This is a genomic window from Streptomyces sp. NPDC111516, assembly GCF_055635345.1.
Map to the genome: position 1 here is coordinate 507,930 of NZ_JBVKBV010000001.1, position 21,986 is coordinate 529,915.

Below are 21,986 nucleotides of genomic sequence, written 5' to 3' on the forward strand. Positions count from 1 at the left end.
ATTACGCACACGACGTGAGCTGGAGCACGGCCACCCACTACGATCGGCGCCCATGGTGCGCAAGGGGCGGAGCGGTTTCGCGACGGCCCGTTGCGTGCCTGTTCTCCCGACCGCTTCTTGTCCATTCCCTCTTCTTCGCAGAAGGACCTGACGACATGAGCTTCGACCGCAGGACCCGCATAGAGCACATGCGCAACGCCGACCGCGCGCGTGAGCGCCGCAACCGTGTCCTGGCCATAAGCCTGAGCGTCCTCGTCGTCGCGGGTCTGGTCGGTTTCGGCTCGTACCTGGTACTGGACAAGTCCGAGGCTTCGGAGAAGAAGCGGGACGTTCAGGCGCAGGACGCCAAGGCGCCCGGGACGGACCCGAAGAAGTCTGCCGACGGTCCGATCGCCGGGCTGAAGACGTGGGACGCGAAGAAGCTGACCCGCCACCACGTCACCACGCCGGTCACGTACCCGATGAAGCCCCCGGTAGGCGGTGACCACAACCCCGTATGGATGAACTGCGACGGCGAGGTGTACAAGAAGGCGATCCCCGACGTGAACGCCGTGCACTCGCTGGAGCACGGATCGGTGTGGGTGACTTACACGGACGAGGCATCGGACGCCGATGTGGCGAAGCTCGCCGAGCGGGTCGGCAGGACGCCGTACACACTGATGAGCCCGTACGAGGGCCAAACCGGGACGATCATGCTGAGCGCCTGGGGCAATCAGGTGACGGTGGACGGCGCCGACGACCCGCGGGTCGACCGGTTCTTCGCCAAGTTCGTGCAGGGGCCGCAGACGCCCGAGCCGGGTGCGGCGTGCACGGGCGGACTGGGGGCCCGGTGACGGCGGTGACACGCGACCGGCGCATCCGGTGGGTGACGGGCTCCGCCGTCGCGCTCGCGCTGCTGTTCGCGGGGGTGGCGACGGTCGCCTCCGCGCGGGGCGACGGCGGGGGCGAGGGCACGGACCGTGTGGCGACGCCCGCCCCGCGCACGCCCGCGGTGGATTCCGCGGACGCCGGTTTCGCCCGCGACATGGCGATCCACCATCAGCAGGCCGTGGAGATGTCGTTCCTCGTGCGTGACCGTACGCGGGACGAGGAGGTACGCCGCCTCGCGTACGACATCGCCAATACGCAGGCCAACCAGCGGGGCATGATGCTCGGCTGGCTGGACCTGTGGGAGCTGCCGAAGGCCACCGCTCAGGAGCCGATGGCCTGGATGGCGGGCGGGCACGAGGACCACGACATGGCGGGCATGGACGGCATGGCGGGCAAGGACGGGACGGCGGGGCCGGGGACCCGGTACCGGGCCCATGACGGCTCCCTGATGCCCGGCATGGCCACCAGGGCCGAGCTGGACCGGCTCCGCGCGACGAGCGGCAGGAAGGCCGAGGTCCTGTACCTCCAGTTGATGACCGACCACCACAAGGGCGGCATCGGCATGGCCCGCGGCTGCGCCCGGCTGTGCACGGTGAAGGTGGAGAAGCGCCTCGCCCAGGGGATGGTCGAGGCCCAGCAGTCCGAGCTGGACGTGATGGCCGACATGCTGGCGGCACGAGGGGCGAAGCCCCGGTCCTGAAAGATTCCCGCCGAGCCGCACATGCACCCGAACGGGTGATAGCGGTCGCGTACGCCGAACGGGCCCATGACGATGGGTTCGCTCGGGGTCGTACAGCATGCCCACCGGCACGCAGGAGGAATCCCTCATGACCACCGCCAAGGACATCATGCACACCGGGGCCACCTGGATCCCCGCACACGAGACACTCGACCGCGCCGCGCAGCTGATGCGCGACCACAATGTGGGCGCGCTGCCCATCTCCGCCGAAGGCGAGCAGGACCGGATGATCGGCATCCTCACGGACCGCGACATCGTGGTCGGCTGCGTGGCGAGGGGGCACGACCCGTCGAAGATGACCGCGGGCGACCTCGCCCACGGCACCCCTCGCTGGATCGACTCGGGCGCGGACGTGGAGATGGTTCTGGAGGAGATGCAGACCCATCGGATCCGCCGGCTTCCGGTGGTCGAGAACAAGAAGCTGATCGGCATGATCAGCGAAGCCGATCTGGCGCAGCACCTCACCGACGAGCAGATCGCCGGCTGGGTGGAGAAGGTCTACGCCCCCAGCAGCTGACCGGCCCGCGAACTCCCGGCTCAATGGTCCGGTACCCCTTGCACGAGGGGTACCGGACCGCTGCCCCGTGCGCCCCGGAGACTCCCCGTAGAGCTGCGGAGATACGTTTCCGCGCGCGCTCCATACCCAGCGGGGGTAAGGTGCTCGACATGACTCTGAGTAGATGTGCGACGTACGGACAGTTGTCCCTGTTCGTCGCGCTGCTCATCGGGATCGTCCACCTCCTCGGGGGTGGCGCGGCGCGGGTGTCGCCGGTGCCGGTGCCGGATCCCCGGCCGGGCCGGCGAGACCGTGCCCTGTTGTCGGTGCTGTGCATATAGGAGGGGCACCTCCCCCCTCCCCCAGCAGACCGAAATACCGACAACACCCCGAGGTGCTCTCCGTCATGCGCACTCCACCCACCCGACGCGCCGTGCTCGGCGCCGCTGTCGCCACTGCCGGTACGGCGGTTCTGGCATCCTGCTCCGGCGATTCCGACACGGGTCGCAGCGGTACGCACTCCGGCACCCCGAACGCCGGCGGTGCGAACCACGGGACAGCTCCCCGCGGGAATTCCGGGGGCGAGTACGTCTCCCCCAACGGGGAGGAGGTCGCGGCGGCCGAGGCGAGGCGGGCCTCCGGCCCCGTACGGAAGATCGACCTCACGGCCACCCCGTCCCGCCTCGATCTGGGCGGCGGGCTCGTCGTCGGCTCCTGGGCCTACGAAGCCCGGCTGCCCGGCCCGGAAATGCGGCTCACGGTGGGCGACGTCGTCGCGCTCAAGCTCGCCAATCACCTTCCGGCGACGACCACCCTGCACTGGCACGGGCTGAATGTGCGCAACGACATGGACGGAGTACCCGTCCTGACCCAGCAGCCCATCAAGCCGGGCGCGGAATTCGCATACCACTTCAAGGTGCCGCACCCGGGGACGTACTGGTTCCATCCGCACACGGGCGTCCAGCAGGATCGCGGGCTGTACGCGCCACTGATCGTCGAGGACCCGAAGGAGCCGCTCAAGTACGACAAGGAGTGGGTCGTCGTCCTCGACGACTGGGTCGACGGGGTGGCCGGCTCCACGCCCGACGAGGTGCTCGACGAGCTCAGCGGGGGCAGGGGCGGCATGGACCACGGCGGTTCGGGCCACGACGGGATGGACAACAAGAGCGACCCGGGGGGCAGCGGGCACGGTGGGTCCCCCAGAGACCCCAAGGGCCCCGGGACGCCCAAGTCCGCCAAGCGGCGCTCCGGCCCCTCGCGGATCATGAGGGATTCCTACAGCGAACTGCTCGAAAGTCACGGGGGCAACGTCGACTACCCCTACTACCTGATCAACGGTCGCGTACCGAAGTCCCCCACGTCCTTCATTGCCAAGCCCGGCGACCGTATCCGGCTGCGCATCATCAACGCGGGCGGGGACACCGCCTTCCGTGTCGCGCTCGGCGGTCACCGGATGACGATCACGCACACCGACGGCTACCCCGTCCGGCACACCACGACGGACGCCCTGCTGCTGGGCATGGGCGAGCGGTACGACGTGGTGGTGACCGCCGGGGACGGGGTGTTCCCGCTGACCGCGCTCGCCGAGGGCAAGCGGGCATCGGCGCTGGCCCTGCTCCGTACCGGAAAGGGCACGGCGCCCACCGCCTCCGTACGGCCGAAGGAGCTGGACGGAAAGCTGGTGGAGGCGTTCGACCTGTCGCCGGACGAATCCGTGGCGCTGTCCGTCCGCAAGGCCGACCGGACCTTGCGGTTCAAGCTGACCGGCAGCATGAGGGCGTACGACTGGGCCTTCGACCGCAAGCCGTACAACCCCGGACAGCGCCATCCGGTCAGGGCGGGCGAGCGGGTCAGGCTGGAGTTCTACAACGTCACGTCGATGTGGCACCCCGTCCATCTGCACGGGCACTCGTTCGGCCTGGTGGGACCGGCCGGGCCGGAGCACCGGGCCTCCCGGCGGGGCCAGGCCGCGTGGGCGCGCAAGGACACCGTGATCGTCCGGCCGCACAGTTCAATGGCCGTCGAGTTCGACGCGGACAACCCGGGTCTGTGGATGCTCCACTGCCACAACATCTACCACTCGGACGTGGGCATGATGACGGTCCTCGGCTACCGCCGCTGACCCGTTCCCGGCGGGCGGCCGGACGATCGCGCGGCCCGCCAGGACATCGCGTCAGTCAGACGATTACACTGTCGGCGTGCCTCAACTACGCCTCGCACTGAATCAGATCGACTCGACCGTCGGTGATCTCCCCGGCAACGCCGAGGCGATCGTCCACTGGACCCGGCACTCCGCCGAACAGGGCGCCCATCTGGTGGCGTTCCCCGAGATGATGCTGACCGGCTACCCCGTCGAGGACCTGGCCCTGCGGTCGTCCTTCGTCGAGGCCTCGCGTCAGGCGCTGCGCGCGCTCGCCGCCCGCCTCGACGCGGAGGGCTTCGGGGAGCTGCCGGTCGTCGTGGGCTTCCTCGACCGTTCCGAGACGGCCCAACCGCGCTACGGGCAGCCCGCCGGCGCCCCGCAGAACGCCGCCGCGGTGCTGCACCGCGGGCAGGTCGCACTGACCTTCGCCAAGCACCACCTCCCCAATTACGGCGTGTTCGACGAGTTCCGGTACTTCGTACCGGGCGACTCGATGCCGGTCATCCGGGTCCACGGCATCGACGTGGCGCTCGCGATCTGCGAGGACCTCTGGCAGGACGGCGGCCGGGTGCCGGCCGCGCGGGCGGCCGGTGCCGGGCTGCTGCTGTCGATCAACGCCTCGCCGTACGAGCGGGACAAGGACGACACCCGACTGGAACTGGTCCGCAAGCGCGCCCAGGAGGCCGGCTGCACCACCGCCTACCTGGCGATGATCGGCGGTCAGGACGAGCTGGTCTTCGACGGCGACTCGATCGTCGTCGACCGGGACGGCGAAGTGATCGCCCGCGCCCCGCAATTCGCCGAGGGCTGCGTCGTACTCGACCTGGACCTCCCGGCCGCCGCGGCCGTGGCCCCGTCCGGTGTCGTGAACGACGGACTGCGGATCGACCGCGTGGTGCTCTCCGAGGAGCCCCTGGCGGCATACGAGGCGGAGCTGGCCGGCGGTTACGCGGAGCGGCTCGACGACGACGAGGAGCTGTACTCGGCGCTGGTCGTGGGCCTGCGCGCGTACGCCGCCAAGAACGGCTTCAGCAGCGTGCTGATCGGGCTCTCCGGCGGGATCGACTCGGCGCTGGTCGCGGCCATCGCCTGCGACGCGCTGGGGGCACAGAACGTGTACGGCATCTCGATGCCGTCGAAGTACTCCTCGGACCACTCCAAGGGCGACGCGGCCGAGCTGGCCCGCCGTACCGGGCTGAACTTCCGCACCGTACCGATCGAGCCGATGTTCGACGCGTACATGGGCTCGCTGGGGCTCACCGGCCTCGCCGAGGAGAACCTCCAGTCGCGGCTGCGCGGCACGATGCTGATGGCCGTCTCCAACCAGGAGGGCCAGATCGTCCTCGCCCCGGGCAACAAGTCCGAGCTGGCGGTCGGCTACTCGACGCTCTACGGCGACTCGGTCGGGGCGTACGGGCCGATCAAGGACGTCTACAAGACGTCGATCTTCCGCCTCGCGCAGTGGCGCAACCGCGCCGCCGAGGAGCGCGGGCAGACCCCGCCGATCCCGGAGGCGTCCATCACCAAGCCGCCCAGCGCCGAGCTGCGCCCGGGACAGGTCGACACGGACTCGCTGCCCGACTACGACGTACTGGACCGGATCCTGGAGCTGTACGTCGACCGGGACCAGGGGCTGGACGAGATCGTCGCGGCCGGGTTCGACGCCGCGCTGGTGGCGAAGACGCTGCGGATGGTGGACACGGCGGAGTACAAGCGGCGGCAGTACCCGCCGGGCACGAAGATCTCCCCGAAGGGTTTCGGCAAGGACCGCCGGCTGCCGATCACCAACCGGTGGCGCGAATCGGGTTGAGCGGGGGCGCGGTGACCGGAGCCGTCCGGTGGCGGTCGGTGGGGCCCGCGGGCGGTCGGCCCCTGATCCGTCGGCCGCCCGCCGGACGGTCCCGGCGGGCACCACGGTACGTATCCCCGGGACGGCGGGGACCGGCTGAATGGTGGAGCGGGCTCCACCCCATGACGGGAACGGGCTCCACCGCAGGACGGGAGCGGGCTTCCTTCTGACCCGTCACGGACGCTCCTAGCGTCGTCGGTATGACCGTCACCACACCGAGGGCCCCCTCTCCGCGGGCCCGGATCCGCGGCCTGCTCATCTATCTGACCCTTGCCTATTCAGGCATGTGGCTGGCCATGTCACCCCTGCTGATCAAGGGGTTCCGCCGCACCGACGGCCGGGTGCAACCCGGTGACCTGGAAAACCTGTGCATATCGGCGGCCATGATGGCCCCGGCTGCCGCCGCGGTCGTGGTGGTGCGGTGGGTGGAGGGCGACAGCCGGGTGCGCGACGCGCTCGCGCTGCGTCTTCCGAAGCCGTGGCCCCGTGCGGTGGGGTGGCTGCTGACGGCCGTCGCGGTCCCGGCCGGTCTCACCGTCGCGACGCTCGCCATCGGCACAGCGGCGGATGTCTACCCCTTCGGAGGTGTGAGCTGGAGCGGGGCGACCGCCTGGGCCGGAACAGCGCTCGTACAGATGCTGTTGTCCCTGCCGCTGTTCTTCGGTGAGGAACTGGGCTGGCAGGGCTATCTGCTCCCCCGGCTCGCTCAGGGGAAGGGAACCACGCGCGCGTTGCGCGCCTATCTCGGCACGGGTGCCGCCTTCGCGCTCTGGCACCTGCCGACCCTTCTGATGGGCGGGCAGTACCCGGGTGAGCCGTGGTACGTCGCCGTGCCCGCGATGCTGGTGAGCTGCGGCCTCGCGCTGCCGGTCTTCACCTGGCTGCGGCTGGCCTCCGGATCGGTGATACCGGCGGTGGTCGGCCATGCCTTCGTCAGTTCGGCCAGCGTGAGCATGGTCAGGGAGTTCGCCGAACCGGACGCCCCGCTGGAGCCGCTGCACATGAGCCTCGCAGGCTGGCCCGGCTGGCTGGCCATGGCCCCCTTGGTTGTCATCCTCGCCCGTACGGGCAGGCTCGCGCTTCCCGGCGCCCGGACCGACAGGAGGTGAGGCACTGAACGGTCCCCGAGAGTCCATGCCCCGGCACCTTCTACCGTTTCTTCAGAGACGACCTGTGCGGGCGCCTTCCCAGCCCGCCCGGTCCGTGCGGCGTGCTGAACGCACCCCTGGTACGTACCCGTTCACTCCGATTCCGAGATCGCCCCGAGCCCGCCGGAACCGGGCCGGCCGCCGGTCAAAGCTCCACGCGTGCCGCGATCGGAAGGTGGTCGCTGTCCGTCGCCGGGAGTGTCCACGACGACATCGGTTCGACGCCCTTCACCATGATCTGGTCGATCCGTGCCATCGGGAACGCGGCCGGCCAGCTGAAGCCGAAGCCGTCGCCGGCCGCGCCCTGGGTGGACCGCAGCTGCGAGGTGACCGCGTTGAGCGAGCGGTCGTTCATCGTGCCGTTGAGGTCACCGAGCAGGATCACCTTGTCGAGCCGTTCGTCGGCGATGGCCTCGCCCAGGGCGTCGGCACTGTCGTCGCGCTGGTTGGCGGTGAATCCGGCGTGCAGCTTGACGCGTACGGACGGCAGGTGGGCCACGTAGACGGCGACCTCGCCCTTGGGCGTCCTCACCGTGGAGCGCATCGCCCGGGTCCAGCCCATCTTGATGTCGACCGGCCGGGTGCCGCTCATCGGGTACTTGCTCCACAGGCCGACGGTCCCCTGCACCGAGTGGTACGGGAAGCGGTCGGCGAGCGCCGCCTTGTACGTCGGCACCTGATCGCTCGGCAGCTCCTCCAGGGCGATGATGTCGGCGCCCGAGTCCGCGACCTGCCGGGCGGTGCGCGTGGGGTCGGGGTTGTCCGCGTTCACATTGTGGGTGGCCACGGTCAGGTCCCCGCCGCTGCCCGACTTGTCGGAGAGCATCAGCCCGCCGAAGAGATTGAGCCAGACCGCGACCGGCAGCAGCAGGGCGATCAGTGCGGTCGCCGAGCGGCGTACCAGGCCCAGGATCAGCAGCAGCGGGACGAATACGCCGATCCACGGCAGGAACGTCTCGGTGAGGCTGCCCAGGTTGCCGATGGTGTTCGGGATCTCCGCGTGGAAGACCATCACGAGGGTGAGAAGCACCGCACAGACGGCGAGGACGATTCCGCGCCGCCAGATGCCCTTGTCACGGATCCGTCTGTCGAGCAGGCCCCGGAAGCGGGATCCGGACCCGGCGCTCTGCGACTCCGCACGGTCGTTCCCGGTTTCCGGTCCGTACGCCTGCACCATCGCGCTGTCCTCACTGCCTTGCCTTGCGTGTCGCCGCGCCCTCGACCCTAGGCGATGGGCGGCGCGATTCCCGCCGTCCACGACGGCTGTACTGCCACGAGGACGACGCGTGGGGTCCGGCGAGTTCCGGCCGAGAGGGGTCTGCGGGGACTTGTGACAGAACGATCACACTCGGGCGGGTCCGGGCGGGTCAGCCGTCGGCGGTGAGCCGGGCAGGTCAGCCGTCCGCGGCGGGCCTGGGGGCGAGGCCCTCCGTCAGGGCCCGGATGATGCGGTCCGCGAGGTCCTCGGGCAGCGGCGCGTCGGGCCGGTGGATGGTGCGTACGAGCATGGGCCCCAGGAACAGGTCGTCCATCAGTTCCACGTCCAGGTCCCCGCGGAGCTCGCCCGCGTCGACCGCCCGCCGCACGGCGGCCAGCATGGCGACGCGGCGGGGGGCGATGACGGTGCAGTGATACTCGGTCCACAGCTTGGGATGGCTCTTCATCTGCGCGAAGACATTGTGGAGCAGGACGGAGGAGCGCTGGGCGAGGCCGCGTCGGCGCAACGACTCCAGCAGCAGCCGCAGGTCGTCGAGCCCGGCGGTGCCGGAGACGGTGGGTTCCGGGGGTTCGATGTCGCGCAGGACGTCGACGAAGAGCTCCTCCTTGCCGCTCCACCGCCGATAGATGGTCGCCTTGCCGACCCCGGCGGTCCGGGCTATCCGCTCGATGGACAGACCGGCGAGGGGCTCACCGGCCTCCAGCAGTTCGACGACGGCGTCCAGGATCGCCCGCTCGGCCGCCGCACTGCGCGGCCGGCCCCTCCGCGGTTCCGCATCCTGCTGGACCGGGCGCCTCCGGTTCTGCGACTGTGCCTCTACCTGCGCCTCTGCCTGCACGTGAATCCACCTCTCGCCGCACCGCCCGCCATTCGATTCTCGCCGACGGCGGCGATGCCTCTCCGGGCCGACCCCGGGTTCCGGGGATCTCGTCCGGAACCCGGGGCGGCGCGTCTCAGCTCGCCGGGGCCGTCACCGGTCCGCCCTGGCACGCACCGGCCGTTCGCCCTTGCCGGACCCCTCGGCCCCCTGTCCGGCAGGCGCCTTCCCCGGCAGGAACAGCCAGACCACGAGCATGCCCACCAGAGCGATGGCCGCCGAACCGATGGCAGTGACATGCATCGCCTTCAGGAACGCGTCGTTCGCGGCGGCGACCAGCGGGGCGCCCTCGGGACCCAGCTTGTCCGCGATGCCGAGCGTCGCCTCGATCGACTCTCCCGCCGCCTCCCTGGCACCGGCCGGAAGGGCGCCGAGGTGCCCGTCGATGCTGCCACGGTAGACGGTGGACAGAACCGAGCCGAGCACCGCGATCCCGAGCGCCCCGCCGACCTGCCGGAACGTGTTGTTGACCGCCGATCCGGAACCGGCCTTCTCCCTGGGCAGCGCCTGCATCACGGAGACCGTGACCGGCGTCATCACATGGGCCATGCCCGTGCCCTGGACGAAGAAGAGCACGCACAGCACCCAGACCGGCGTGGTGGCGTCGAACAACGCGAACGCGGCCAGGCCGACCGCGACCAGCAGCATCCCGACGGTGCAGACCGCACGGGCGCCGAACCGGTCGACGACCAGCCGGGCACGCGGCGCGAAGATCATCTGGGCGGCGGCCAGCGGCAGGATCAGCAGACCGGACTGCAGCGCGCTCCAGCCGCGCACGCTCTGCATGTAGAAGGCGGAGAAGAAGGTCACGCCCATCAGCGCGAAGAAGACCAGCGCTATGGCGGCGACGGCCGCGGAGAACGACGGCTCCTTGAAGTACAAGATGTCGAGGGCCGGGTGGCTGCTGCGCTTCTCGTACCGGACGAACCCGGCCAGGACGACCAGGCCGCCGATGATCGAGGCCAGCACGGCCGGGTCGGCGAAGTCGGCGAGCTGGCCACCGCGGATGATGCCGTACACCAGCAGGACCAGACCGACGATGGACAGCAGGACACCGAGCGGGTCGATCCGGCCGGGGTTCGGATCCTTGGAGTCCGGCACCAGCGCCACCATCGCGATCAGCGCGACGATCACCACGGGCACATTGACCAGGAAGATCGAGCCCCACCAGAAGTGTTCGAGCAGCAGTCCACCGGTGATCGGGCCGATCGCGATGGCGAGGCCGACACTGCCGGCCCAAATCCCGATGGCCTTGGGCTGCTCGTCGCGTTCGAAGACGTTCATCAGGACAGCGAGCGTGGCCGGCATGACGAACGCGGCACCGAAGCCCATCACGGCACGCCAGGTGATCAGTTCCCCGGGCGAGTCTGACATGGCCGCCAGGGCGGAGCCGACGCCGAAGAGCAGGATGCCGAAGAGCAGCACCTTCTTCCGGCCTACGCGGTCGCCGAGCAGGCCCGCGGTGAAGAGGAGACCCGCGAAGACGAGGGTGTAGGCGTTGATCGCCCATTCCAGCTCGCTCTGGGTGGCACCCAGGCCGGTGGGTGCGGGGCCGGCGATGGTCTTGACCGCGACGTTCAGGATCGAGTTGTCCAGTACCACGATGAGCAGGCTGAACATCAGAACGACGAGGATCGCCCAACGGCGGCGGTGGACCGCCTCAGGCACCTGGGGCAGGGCGGCGCGACCGCCCGACGGTATTGGCATGTCAGGAGACTATATGATTTCGATACGGTACCGTCTCGTATTGTAAAGTCTTTACGGGCGCCGCCGGCCTGCGTGCGCGGGCCCACTTCCCGCGGACGGACGCGGGATGCCACCATGGAACCGGTCCGGGGACGCCGACAGGGCGCCTCGAGATGACGAAGGAGCCGTTGGCAATGTCGCTGCAGGCTGCGCAGAACAAGTCCGCCGCATCCCCCACGGGTGCCCCCACCGACAGCAGCAAGGCGCTGTACGGGGGCAAGAGCACCCGCCGTATCTCCATCCATGACATCGCCGCCGCCACCGAGCGCGGTGAGAAGTGGCCGATGCTCACCGCCTATGACGCGATGACCGCGTCCGTCTTCGACGAGGCCGGCATCCCGGTGATGCTCGTCGGCGACTCCATGGGCAACTGCCACCTCGGTTACGAAACCACCGTGCCCGTCACGATGGACGAGATCGCCATCCTCTCCGCCGCTGTCGTACGGGGCACCAAGCGCGCCCTGATCGTCGGCGACCTGCCCTTCGGGGCGTACCAGGAGGGGCCCGTCCAGGCCCTGCGCAACGCGACCCGACTGGTCAAGGAGTCCGGTGTCGGTGCGGTCAAGCTGGAGGGCGGTGAGCGCAGCCACGAGCAGATCCGGCTGCTGGTCGAAGCCGGTATTCCGGTCATGGCCCACATCGGTCTGACCCCGCAGTCCGTCAACGCGATGGGCTACCGGGTGCAGGGTCGCGGCGAGGAGGCCGCCCAGCAGCTGCTGCGCGACGCCAAGGCCGTGCAGGACGCGGGCGCGTTCGCCGTCGTCCTGGAACTCGTACCGGCCGAGCTGGCGGCCGAGGTCACCCGCACCCTGCACATCCCGACCGTCGGCATCGGCGCCGGTCCCGACACGGACGCCCAGGTGCTGGTCTACACCGACATGGTCGGGCTGACCGGCGGCAAGGTGCCGCGCTTCACCAAGCAGTACGCGAACCTGCGCCAGGTACTGGGTGACGCGGCGAAGGAGTTCGCGGAGGAGGTCGTGGGCGGCAGCTTCCCGGCCCCCGAGCACACCTTCCACTGATCCCCTCGGGGCCTGATCAACGGAACAGGCCCCGGGCACGGGCCACTGCCCGCACCACCGACAGCCCGCCGACATCCCCCATCGGCGGGCCGTCGGCCTGTTGTCGGCCTGTTGTCGGCCTGTTGTCGGCGGCCTGTCGGTGGCGCCTGGTCCCATGGTGGGCATGACACGAATCGACAAGAACCCCAGGAGCGGCCCGAACGCCGTCGAGGTCCGGGGGCTGGTCAAGCACTACGGCTCGACCAAGGCGCTGGACGGCGTGGACCTCGATGTGCGCGAGGGCACCGTCCTCGGTGTGCTCGGCCCCAACGGCGCCGGCAAGACCACGCTCGTACGCTGCCTGTCCACCCTGATCCTCCCCGACGCCGGACACGCCACCGTGGCGGGCTACGACGTGGTGAAGCAGCCCCGGCAGCTGCGCCGCACCATCGGTCTGACCGGGCAGTACGCCTCGGTCGACGAGAAGCTCTCCGGCTGGGAGAACCTCTACATGATCGGGCGGCTGCTCGACCTGCCGCGCAGGACCGCCCGGGCCCGGGCCGACGAGCTCCTGGAGCGGTTCTCGCTCACCGACGCCGCCAAGCGCGCCGCGATGGACTACTCCGGCGGCATGCGGCGCCGCCTCGACCTCGCCGCGTCGATGATCGGCAGCCCGGCCGTCCTCTACCTGGACGAGCCGACGACGGGGCTCGACCCCCGGACCCGCAACGAGGTCTGGGACGAGGTGCAGCGGATGGTCGCGGAGGGGGTGACCGTGCTGCTCACCACTCAGTACATGGAAGAAGCCGAGCAGCTCGCCAACGAGCTGACCGTCATCGACAAGGGCAGGATCATCGCCCGCGGCGGGGTGAACGAGCTGAAGGCCAAGGTCGGCGGCCGCACCCTGCAGATCCGGCCGTCGGACCCGGTGCAGCTGCCCGCGATGGCGCAGGCGATCCGAGAGGCCGGTCTGGACGGGGTCGCGGGCGCGCAGGCCGTCCCGGACGAGGGCCTGCTGTACGTGCCGATCCTCAGCGACGAACAGCTGACCGCCGTCATCGGGCTGCTCGGCACCCGGGGCTTCTCGCTGGCGCACGTGGCCACCGCGCTGCCCAGCCTGGACGAGGTGTTCCTGGCCATCACCGGCGAGAAGAGCACTTCCGCCACCGACACGATCCCCGCGGAGGTCGCGGCATGAGCACGACGATCCAGAAGCCCGCGACGACCGGTGCCGCCGCTGCCGCGCTGCCGGGGGCGCCCGCCGGCGAGGGCCGGATCGGGCTGCGCGGCAATCTGCGGCACATCGGAGCGCTGATGCGGCGCAATCTGCTCCAGATCAAGAAGGATCCGGAGTCGATGTTCGATGTGCTCCTGATGCCGATCATCTTCACCCTGCTGTTCGTGTACGTCTTCGGCGGGTCCATCGGGGCGAGCCTGGGCGGCGACCGGCAGACGTACATCAACTACGTGGTCCCCGGTCTGATGGCGATGATGGGCATGAACATCGCCACCGCGGTCGGCACCGGTGTCAACGACGACTTCCGCAAGGGGGTCATGGACCGGTTCCGGACGATGCCGATCGCCCGCTCCTCGGTCCTCATCGCGAAGATCGTGGTCGAACTGGGCCGGATGATGGTCGCCACGGCGATCCTGCTGGGCATGGGCTTCCTGCTCGGCATGGAGCTGAAGACCTCGGTGTTCGGCCTGCTCGCGGCGGTCGGTCTGTCGGCGGCGTTCGGCGCCGCCATCATGTGGATCTTCATCCTGCTGGGGCTGTCCCTGAAGACGGCCCAGGCAGTTCAGGCATTGGGGATGCTGGTGCTCATCCCGCTGCAGTTCGGCTCTTCGATCTTCGCCCCGACCGCGACGATGCCCGGCTGGCTCCAGGCGTTCACCGACTACAACCCGCTGTCCAATCTGGCGGACGCGGCCCGCGGGCTGATGATCGGCGGACCGGTCGCCCACTCCGTGTGGCTGACGCTCGGCTGGGCGGTGGCGATCACCGCGGTGACGGCGCCGCTCGCGGTCGCCCGGTTCCGCAAGCGGAGCTGACGCGCACCGGTGACGGTTGAGCTCCTCTCAGTCCCGCTACGCCTCGGCGAGGGCGGTGGCCTCCTCCAGCGAGAGGCCCCCGCCCTCGGCGTACGCGGTCTCGTAGGCGGCCCTCCCGAGGACGGCGACGGCCAGTTTCTCCGCCTCGGCCCAGTCGTGCCGCTCCATCGACGACGGTACGTGGCCCCGGGGCAGCAGCCCGCGGCCGGCGCCCAGCAGCCGGGCGGCGAGTGCGGCCCGGCGCTCGCCGCCGACACCGGCCAACGAACGTGCGAGGCCGACGAGATGGATGACTGACATGTGGGGCGCCACCATCTGGGACAGCCGGTCGTGGGACCGGATCAGCGCCTTCAGTCCCTTGGGCAGGGCGTCGGTGTACCGGCCGTCCTGGTTGTCCAGCCAGGCCAGTCCGCCGAGCATGAAGCCCTCGAAGATCGCCAGCGTCTCGGAGCGGAACTCCTCGTGCAACGCGTCCAGTTGCTCCCGAGCCTCGCCGGTGCGTCCGGTCCGCCCCAGCCACATGGCGAGGTAGAGGCGGGCGGCGGGCATCGCCTCGTGACTCGCCCCGCGTCCCTCCGCGAGCACCTCCCGCAGGATCGCCTCGCCCTCGTCGCCGCGGCCGAGTTCGGTGAGCACGGACGCGTACCGGGATCGCAGGACCGACACCTGGGACTCGGCGCCGAGCCTCCGCGCGTAGCCGATGGCGGCCCGGAAGTCCTCGGCCGCGCGCGCGTACTCGCCCCGTTTCTCGTTCGCCTCGCCCCGGGAGGAGAGCGCCTCGGCGGCGCCCCAGTCGTCGCCGAGCCGGACGAAGATCTCCAGGCTCTCGTCCGCGTCACGGCGCGCGTCTCCCGCCCATTCGGACCGGTTGGCCAGCACATTTGCGCGCATCTGGAGCGCGCCGGCCAGTTCCCACGCGTAGCCGAACTCCCGGCTGGCGCGGACCGTTTCGTCCAGCAGCTCGCGCAGGTCGTCGACCCCGCCGGTCAGCATGACCGCGAAGAACCAGAGAGAGGCCGGGGTGCGGCAGGTCTGCGGCTGTCCCGGCCGGTAGGTGTCCGCGATGATGCGCAGCCGGGCCATGCCCCTTTCGTTGGCCCACACGTTCTGGGAGTGGTCCATGCTGACCAGTTGGACCAGGGCCACCTGGCGCCGCGCCTCCTGGAGCAGTTCGGGCGACATGGGCGGCGGCGCGTCGATGCAGCGTTCGTGGAGGGACGGCGCGGGCTCGGCGGGCGGCGCGAAGGGGTCGGGACCCAGCGCGGCGGTCGCGTCGGCCCACTGCAGGGCGTCGGTGCGCAGATCGCGCATCTGCCAGTACCAGCACAGCGACAGCACCATGCAGAGCGCCTCCTGCTCGTCGCGGGCAGCGACGGCACGGCGCAGGGCGGTGCGGATGTTCTCGTACTCGCGCTGGAGCAGGTCGATGGCGGACCGCTGTCCGGCGCCGCGGAGTTCTGGGTCCGTGGTACGGACCAGCTCCCGGAAGTACACCAGGTGGCGGCGCTCCACGGTGTCCCGCTCCCCGGCCCCGTCAAGGCCCTGTCCTGCCGATCTTCGCGGGCCCGGAACGCCTGGCGCGGCACCTCGCCGCGTTGTCGGAGTCGCCCGAGTACGTCCAGTACGAGGACGATCCTCCGCCTTGCGATGCACCGCACCAGACGCCCCGGGCTGATCCACGAAGATCGACAGGACAGGACCTAGCCGTTCGGCGGCGTATTCACCGACGGTCTCCAGCAGCCGGTAGCGCATCTCGCCGTCGTCGGCGGGAGCGGCGACGACGAGGGACTTGTCGACGAGTGAGCCGAGCAGCCCGGCGACCTCGCGCGCGTCCTGCGGCCCGTCGGCGCAGACGGCCTCGGCGGCGGCCAGGGTGCAGCCGCCCGCGAAGACCGAGAGGCGGCGCAGGACGGCGCGTTCTTCGGCGTCGAGAAGGTCCCAGGACCAGTCGACGACGGCGCGCAGCGTCTGCTGTCGGGGCAGTACGGTACGGGCCCCGCTGGTCAGCAGGCGGAACCGGTCGTCGAGCCGGTCGGCGATCTGGCGCGGGGTGAGCATCCGCAGCCGGGCGGCGGCGAGTTCGATGGCGAGCGGCAGTCCGTCGAGGCGGCGGCAGATCTCGGTGGTGGCGGCCGCGGTCTCCTCGTCGGCGTCGATCCGGAAGCCGGGCCGCGCGGCGGCGCCGCGGTCGGCGAGCAGCCGGAGCGCCATCGGGTCGGGCAGCGGGTCGACGGGGCGGAGGAACTCGCCCGGCACCCCGAGGGGTTCACGGCTGGTCGCGAGCACGGTGAGTTCCGGACAGTGGGCGAGCAGATGGTCCGCGAGGGCGGCGGCGGCCCCGACGAGGTGTTCGCAGTTGTCCAGGAGCAGCAGCATGCGGCGCCGGGAGCAGTGCTCGGTGAGGCGTACGAGGGGGTCGCCCGCGTTCCCTTCGGCGACCCGGAGCTCCTCGGCGCCCGCTCCGCGCAGCACGGTCTCGCGGGCGCCGACGGCGGTCAGAACGGCCTCCGGTACGGCCTCGGGGTCGTCGACGGGGGCGAGTTCGGCCAGCCAGACGCCGTCCGGCCAGGCGGGGGCGACGGATTCGGCGGCCTCCTGGGAGAGCCGGGTCTTGCCCGCGCCGCCGGGGCCCAGGAGGGTGACCAGCCGGGCGTGCGCGAGGTCCTCGCGCAGGGCGTCGATGTCCCCCTCGCGCCCGACGAAGCTGGTGAGCCTGGCCCGGAGGTTTCCCTGCGGCAGGGCGGTGCGGGGCCGGTGCGGGTGGGCGGTTGTGGCGGGTGCTGTCGTGGCGGCCCGGGTGGCCGGCTCGGTCTCCGTGGCCACGACCACCGCGGCCACCCCAGCCGCCGCACCTGCCGGTTCCTGGCTGAGCAACTCGGCGTGCAGGGAGCGCAGTTCGGGTCCGGGGTCGGTGCCGAGCCGATCGGCGAGCACGGTGCGCACCTCGTCGTAAGCGGCCAGCGCCTGCGCCGTACGCCCGGCGTCGCGCAGCGCCCGCAGCCGCAGCGCCTGGAGCGGTTCGTCGATCGGGTGCTCGGCGCAGAGGGCGGCCAGTTCGGGCAGGGCCTCGTCCGCGCGGCCGAGCGCGAGGGCCGCGGCGAGCCTGCCGCGGCGGGCGTCCAGGCGCCGGGTCGCCCAGCGGGCCGCGAGGGCGCCGCGGTCTGGGAGATCGGCCAGGGCCGGTCCGCGCCACAGCGCGAGCGCGCCGTCGAACACGGCCACGGCCTTCCCCGCGTCGCCCTCCTCCAGCGCCCGCGCCCCCTCCCCCGCGAGCCGCTCGAAGCGGTACAGGTCGACCGCGTCCGGCTCGGCGGCGAGCTTGTAGCCGCTCTCCGCCGAGGCGACCGCCGCATGACCGAGGGCCCGCCGCAGCCGTCCGACGAGCGCCTGCAGGGCGCCCACCGCGTCGGCCGGCGGGTCGCCGTCCCACACCTCGTCGACGAGCACGGCGGCCGGGACGGTGCGGCCGGGGCGCAGGGCGAGGACGGTGAGCAGGGCGCGCAGCCGCGCCCCGCCGAGCGTGACGGCCGTGCCGTCGTCGCGGAGTACCTGGGTGGTGCCGAGGATGCAGTAGCGCACGCGCCTATTCTCCCTACCGCGCATCACAGGTCCAGACGCAGCAGATTGCGCAACTCTCGACCACCAGCCCAGAGCGCCAACTCAAGGAATGTGTGACCTATTGCGCGCGCCGCGAATGGCGCGTCGTCGGCACGGCCGAAGATTACGAATCCGCCTCACGCTCCACACCGTGGCAGCGGCCCCAGCTCTCGTCATGGCTGGACGACCGGGCGCCCGAGTTCGACGTCATCGTCGTTTGGCGGCTGGACCGCCTCGTACGCAAAGTCAGTGACCTTCATGACCTGATCGACTGGGCACGGGACCACGGCGGCAAGGCAATTGCCTCTGTCACCGAGCCCTTCGATCTCACCGACTCGTCCGGAGAGGCCATGGCCTCCTTGATCGCATCATTCGCACAGATGGAATCTCTCGCAGCTTCTGATCGAGTCACGTCGATGCGCCAGCATCTGCTCGCCACTCCGCGCTGGGGCGGCGGCTCACCGCCTTATGGCTATAGGACCTACGGGAAGGAGGGAGGGCGCTACCTGGAGATCAATCCCGCTACGGCTCCAGTTGTGCGGGAGGCCGCTCGCCGGGTCGTCGCCGGAGAGCCGATCAATGCCATCTGCAGGGACTTCGAGAACCGGAACGTGCCGTCCCCGGCTGACTCTTACGGCAGGCGGAAGATCGATCGGGACTTTGTATGGCACCCGGTCACCCTGAAAAAGATCCTGACCTCCCCTGCTCTTCGCGGCCTCAAGACCCGGAACGAGCCAGTACCAGGAAGGAAGTACCAGAAGAAGGTGCTGGTCCATGACGAACGGGGGCAGGTTGTTCGCATGGCCGACCCCATCCTGACCGAGGAAGACTGGCACAGGTTACAGAGCGCGCTGGTCGCTGCCTCCGTCTCCGCGAGCAAGCCGACGTCTCCGAGGACACCCTTCCTCGGCGTAATCAAGTGCGGCAGCTGCGGCAAGAACCTTCAGCTTCACGTCACAAAGAAGAAGCGCCGAGACGGTTCCGAACGCGTCACGAGCAAGATCCGCTGCCTGTCACGCGTGGGCTCCCCTGCATGCAGGGGATATGTATTCGCACCGAACGATGAAATCATCGGTCCGGTTACCCGAATGATCCTCTCGGAGATCGGCCACGAGCCGGTCACCAGGCGGATCTACGTCCAGGGCGATGGGTCGGCCGAGCGGCTGGCGGCAGTTGAGGCTGCAATCAACTACCACGTGGCACAACTACTGCCGGGCGGCATCTACAGTTCAGAGACCCTCCGGACGAAAGGGGAGCAGGCGCTCACCGGGCTACGACAAGAGTTCGAGCGACTGCACCTTTCGGAAGAAGACGGACAGGATCGCTGGGAGTATGCCGAAATCGGAATGACCTTCGCCGAACGATGGCGGGACAAGGACACAACTACCCTCGCGAATGACCTTGTTCAGGCAGGTATCACCGTCGAGTGTCACCCTCAGGACAGAGGTGGACATTTCCTGCGTCTGCCCAAGGACCTGAAGCAGCGCTTCGCCCGATCGCAGGGCCGACCGTAACCCCGGCCGCTTCAGCCTCAGGCCGTGGACGCTCAACAGCCGCCGCTACCCTCGGTCCATGAACACTGGTACCGCCGCAGCAGGGCGTCGCGTCAGCCCGGTCTTCCTCGGAATCGTCGCGGTGATGGCCGTTTCGGGCTGGGCTGTCTGGATCGGCTTTGCGTCAATCCCGGGCATCGCAGTCTTTCTCTTCGTCACCACGGCGTGGATCGTCTCACTCTGTCTCCACGAGTACGCTCACGCCCGCGCCGCGCTACACAGCGGCGACATCACCGTCACCGCCAAGGGCTATTTGACGCTCAATCCGTTCGCTTATACGCATGCGCTGCTGAGCATCGTGCTGCCGGTGCTGTTCGTGATCATGGGCGGTATCGGTCTGCCCGGTGGTGCGGTCTTCATCGAGCGGAGCCGGATCAGCGGGCGCTGGAAGCACAGCCTGATCTCTGCGGCGGGCCCGCTGATGAATGTGCTGTTCGCGTTCGTCTGCACGGCGCCGTTCTGGCTGCACGCGCTGGACGGCGTCCCGGCCGTCTTCCAGTACGCGCTGGGTTTCCTGGCACTGCTCCAGGTCACCGCGGCGATCCTCAACTTCGTCCCGGTGCCGGGGCTGGACGGCTACGGCGTGATCGAGCCCTGGCTCTCGTACCGGATCCGCCGGCAGGTCGAGCCGTTCGCGCCGTTCGGGCTGATCGCGGTCTTCGGCATCCTGTGGATTCCCGAGGTCAACCACGTGTTCTTCGACGCGATCCATTCCCTGTTGCGGGCACTGGGCGTCAGCGACTTCACCACGTACTGCGGTTTCGACACCTACCGCTTCTGGCGGTCGGCCGACCCGGTCTGCACGGCCGGCCGCTGATCCACCGCTCAGCCGGCGGTCTGTGCGCGCTGCCGGCGCAGGTAGAACCACGCCATGTTGGACGAGAGCCCGGCCAGCAGCACCCAGACGATCCCGAGCAAGCTGCCCTGGACGAACGAGATCACGGCCGCGACGACGGCCAGGACGCAGACGGCGATGGCGTAGAGAGCGAGGCGGGGCATGAGGAGCGGCTCCTGTCCGGGGTGATGCATGGTCCCGTCCAGTGTCCCTCATGCCCCTTTCCGCTCGCCGCAGGGTGCGCCGGAACACGCTCGGGCGCCGGAGAGCCGCTCCGAGGTCACCCGACAGGGCCTCAGACGTCGGTGGTACGCAGACCGGCGTGCGCCTTGTAGCGGCGGTTGACGGAGATCAGGTTGGCGACCAGGGACTCGACCTGGTGGGCATTGCGCAGCCGCCCGGCGAAGATGCCGCGCATGCCGGGAATCCGGCCCGCCAGTGCCTGTACGAGGTCGGTGTCGGCGCGGGCCTCGCCGAGCACCAGCACATCGGTGTCGATCTCCTCGATGGCCTCGTCCTGCAGCAGCACCGCCGAGAGGTGGTGGAAGGCCGCGGTGACCCGGGACTCCGGCAGCAGGGCGGCGGCCTGCTCGGCGGCGCTGCCCTCCTCGGGCTTCAGGGCGTAGGCGCCCTTCTTGTCGAAGCCGAGCGGGTTGACGCAGTCGATGACGAGCTTGCCCGCCAGTTCGTCGCGCAGCGACTCCAGGGTCTTGGCGTGGCCGTCCCACGGCACGGCGACGATCACGACGTCGCTGCGCCGCGCGCACTCCGCGTTGTCGGCGCCCTCGATGCCGTGGCCCAGCTCGTCGGCTGCGGTCTGTGCGCGGTCGGCGGCACGGGAGCCGATGATCACCTTCTGCCCGGCGCGGGCGAGCCGGTAGGCGAGCCCGCGGCCCTGCGGCCCGGTGCCGCCGAGCACGCCGACGGTCAGCCCGGAGACGTCGGGGAGGTCCCACGGGTCCTTGGCCGGGGGCTTGGCTGCGCTGCCACTGTCATTCGTAGTCATGGCTGTGACATTACTGCCCGCCACGGACGGGGAGCCGGCCCAGTCCCCATGCGGTCTCCGTCGCTCCGCGGCGGCCCCGTTCGGCTGGTTCGGAGCCGTTCTCCGGTGCCGGGCCGTGCTCCTGCGGCATGATGCCGGGCCATGGATGCCGTACGCGTCGCCCTGCTGCGTGAAGTACTCGCCGGGACCGGGTGGCCCGACGCGGCCCGGCGGTTCGCCGGGGCGCTCAGGTCGTCCGTCGTCCCGCACGGTGGCGGGCTGCTGCTGGTGGGGACGGCCGCGTACGAGCCGTGGCATCTGGCGGCCCATCTGGTCGACGAGTCCACCTGGTCCGGGCTGCCGGAGCTGACGCCCACCCTGGTACGCCACCGGGTCGAGCCGGGCGATCCGGCGCATCTGGCCGTCGGTCTGGGCCGGATCGAGGCGGCCGGGCGGGGCGAGACGCTGCTGCTGGTGGCCCCGGAGCGGCCCGGCGCCGGGCTGCTGGAGCGGGTGCACGACGCCCGCCGGGCCGGAGCGACGGTCCTCTCGCTGGACGGCGGCGATCCGGAGGTGCTGGGGCTCGCCCACGAAACGCTCGCGGTGACCGGCACCGACGACGTCGACCTGGACACCGTGCAGCATCTGGTGAGCGCGGCGGCCGGCGAGAACAGCGCCCCGTCGCCACGCGGGAACCGCCGTTTCCGGGACCGGCTGTCCCGGCTCGCCGACCAGCTGACGGCCCCGCCACCGGCCCGCTGGTGAGCGTCCCGGGTGCCACGACGGGAGCCGCCGCGCTCCCCGGCCACCGGATTCTCCGGGGCTCCCCGCCACCAGGAAACTCTGTTGCACGGAGCACCTACGGCGCCGGACCAT

19 protein-coding genes are annotated in these 21,986 nt (G+C 70.4%); 13 read left to right on the top strand and 6 right to left on the bottom strand.

Features of this window, described 5'->3' with window-relative positions; all coding sequences use genetic code 11:
- Positions 1–155: 155 nt before the first annotated feature.
- The 7 genes from ACZ7L9_RS02305 to ACZ7L9_RS02335 all read left to right on the top strand — a co-directional run bounded on the left by ACZ7L9_RS02305 (position 156) and on the right by ACZ7L9_RS02335 (position 7,206).
- Positions 156–833 carry a DUF3105 domain-containing protein gene (locus ACZ7L9_RS02305; RefSeq protein ID WP_471411749.1) on the top strand — a complete coding sequence of 226 codons (678 nt, stop codon included), beginning with the start codon at positions 156–158 and terminating at the stop codon, positions 831–833.
- Between the two features lie 5 nt (positions 834–838).
- Positions 839–1,570: a DUF305 domain-containing protein gene (locus ACZ7L9_RS02310; protein WP_471411751.1), complete on the top strand. Its 732-nt coding sequence runs from the start codon at positions 839–841 to the stop codon at positions 1,568–1,570.
- A 127-nt stretch (positions 1,571–1,697) separates the two neighbouring features.
- Positions 1,698–2,126: a CBS domain-containing protein gene (locus ACZ7L9_RS02315; protein ID WP_471411753.1), complete on the top strand. Its 429-nt coding sequence runs from the start codon at positions 1,698–1,700 to the stop codon at positions 2,124–2,126.
- Between the two features lie 149 nt (positions 2,127–2,275).
- Positions 2,276–2,446, top strand: a complete 171-nt coding sequence (locus tag ACZ7L9_RS02320; RefSeq protein WP_471411755.1) for a hypothetical protein — start codon at positions 2,276–2,278, stop codon at positions 2,444–2,446.
- 65 nt (positions 2,447–2,511) lie between these two features.
- Complete coding sequence (locus ACZ7L9_RS02325) at positions 2,512–4,227, top strand: multicopper oxidase family protein (protein WP_471411756.1); 1,716 nt, start codon at positions 2,512–2,514, stop codon at positions 4,225–4,227.
- Between the two features lie 76 nt (positions 4,228–4,303).
- Entirely contained in the window at positions 4,304–6,058 is a 1,755-nt protein-coding gene (locus ACZ7L9_RS02330) for an NAD+ synthase (protein ID WP_471411759.1), read from the top strand.
- Between the two features lie 239 nt (positions 6,059–6,297).
- Positions 6,298–7,206, top strand: coding sequence for a CPBP family glutamic-type intramembrane protease (locus ACZ7L9_RS02335; protein ID WP_471411761.1), 909 nt, complete (start codon positions 6,298–6,300; stop codon positions 7,204–7,206).
- A 184-nt stretch (positions 7,207–7,390) separates the two neighbouring features.
- On the opposite strand, the gene ACZ7L9_RS02340 is transcribed toward ACZ7L9_RS02335, so the two are convergent.
- The 3 genes from ACZ7L9_RS02340 to ACZ7L9_RS02350 all read right to left on the bottom strand — a co-directional run bounded on the left by ACZ7L9_RS02340 (position 7,391) and on the right by ACZ7L9_RS02350 (position 11,048).
- Complete coding sequence (locus ACZ7L9_RS02340; protein WP_471411763.1) at positions 7,391–8,422, bottom strand: endonuclease/exonuclease/phosphatase family protein; 1,032 nt, start codon at positions 8,420–8,422, stop codon at positions 7,391–7,393.
- A gap of 217 nt (positions 8,423–8,639) precedes the next feature.
- Complete coding sequence (locus tag ACZ7L9_RS02345; RefSeq protein ID WP_471411765.1) at positions 8,640–9,302, bottom strand: TetR/AcrR family transcriptional regulator; 663 nt, start codon at positions 9,300–9,302, stop codon at positions 8,640–8,642.
- A gap of 132 nt (positions 9,303–9,434) precedes the next feature.
- Complete coding sequence (locus ACZ7L9_RS02350; protein ID WP_471411767.1) at positions 9,435–11,048, bottom strand: DHA2 family efflux MFS transporter permease subunit; 1,614 nt, start codon at positions 11,046–11,048, stop codon at positions 9,435–9,437.
- Between the two features lie 173 nt (positions 11,049–11,221).
- Here ACZ7L9_RS02350 and panB point away from each other — a divergent pair, with 173 nt between their 5' ends.
- The 3 genes from panB (at position 11,222) to ACZ7L9_RS02365 (ending at position 14,140) form a co-directional block, all read left to right on the top strand.
- Positions 11,222–12,109: a 3-methyl-2-oxobutanoate hydroxymethyltransferase gene (panB, locus tag ACZ7L9_RS02355; RefSeq protein WP_471411768.1), complete on the top strand. Its 888-nt coding sequence runs from the start codon at positions 11,222–11,224 to the stop codon at positions 12,107–12,109.
- A 154-nt stretch (positions 12,110–12,263) separates the two neighbouring features.
- Complete coding sequence (locus ACZ7L9_RS02360) at positions 12,264–13,286, top strand: ATP-binding cassette domain-containing protein (protein ID WP_471411770.1); 1,023 nt, start codon at positions 12,264–12,266, stop codon at positions 13,284–13,286.
- Positions 13,283–14,140 (top strand): ABC transporter permease, encoded by an 858-nt coding sequence (locus ACZ7L9_RS02365; protein WP_471411772.1) that lies wholly within the window; start codon positions 13,283–13,285, stop codon positions 14,138–14,140. The genes ACZ7L9_RS02360 and ACZ7L9_RS02365 overlap by 4 nt, the downstream gene beginning before the upstream one ends.
- Before the next feature lie 36 nt (positions 14,141–14,176).
- Here the strand turns inward: ACZ7L9_RS02365 and ACZ7L9_RS02370 are convergent, their stop codons facing one another.
- Positions 14,177–17,719, bottom strand: coding sequence for an AfsR/SARP family transcriptional regulator (locus tag ACZ7L9_RS02370; RefSeq protein ID WP_471411774.1), 3,543 nt, complete (start codon positions 17,717–17,719; stop codon positions 14,177–14,179).
- Positions 17,720–17,763: 44 nt separating this feature from the next.
- On the opposite strand from ACZ7L9_RS02370, the gene ACZ7L9_RS02375 reads away from it, so the two are divergent.
- On the top strand, positions 17,764–19,251 hold the full coding sequence (locus ACZ7L9_RS02375; RefSeq protein ID WP_471412745.1) for a recombinase family protein: 1,488 nt from the start codon (positions 17,764–17,766) through the stop codon (positions 19,249–19,251).
- A 58-nt stretch (positions 19,252–19,309) separates the two neighbouring features.
- On the top strand, positions 19,310–20,107 hold the full coding sequence (locus ACZ7L9_RS02380) for a site-2 protease family protein (RefSeq protein ID WP_471411776.1): 798 nt from the start codon (positions 19,310–19,312) through the stop codon (positions 20,105–20,107).
- An 8-nt stretch (positions 20,108–20,115) separates the two neighbouring features.
- Here the strand turns inward: ACZ7L9_RS02380 and ACZ7L9_RS02385 are convergent, their stop codons facing one another.
- Together ACZ7L9_RS02385 and npdG are read right to left on the bottom strand one after the other, a co-directional pair.
- Positions 20,116–20,289 (bottom strand): hypothetical protein, encoded by a 174-nt coding sequence (locus ACZ7L9_RS02385; protein WP_266745817.1) that lies wholly within the window; start codon positions 20,287–20,289, stop codon positions 20,116–20,118.
- Between the two features lie 131 nt (positions 20,290–20,420).
- Positions 20,421–21,131: an NADPH-dependent F420 reductase gene (gene npdG, locus ACZ7L9_RS02390; protein ID WP_471411779.1), complete on the bottom strand. Its 711-nt coding sequence runs from the start codon at positions 21,129–21,131 to the stop codon at positions 20,421–20,423.
- Positions 21,132–21,272: 141 nt separating this feature from the next.
- On the opposite strand from npdG, the gene ACZ7L9_RS02395 reads away from it, so the two are divergent.
- Positions 21,273–21,875: a hypothetical protein gene (locus ACZ7L9_RS02395; RefSeq protein ID WP_471411781.1), complete on the top strand. Its 603-nt coding sequence runs from the start codon at positions 21,273–21,275 to the stop codon at positions 21,873–21,875.
- The last annotated feature ends 111 nt before the right edge of the window (positions 21,876–21,986 follow it).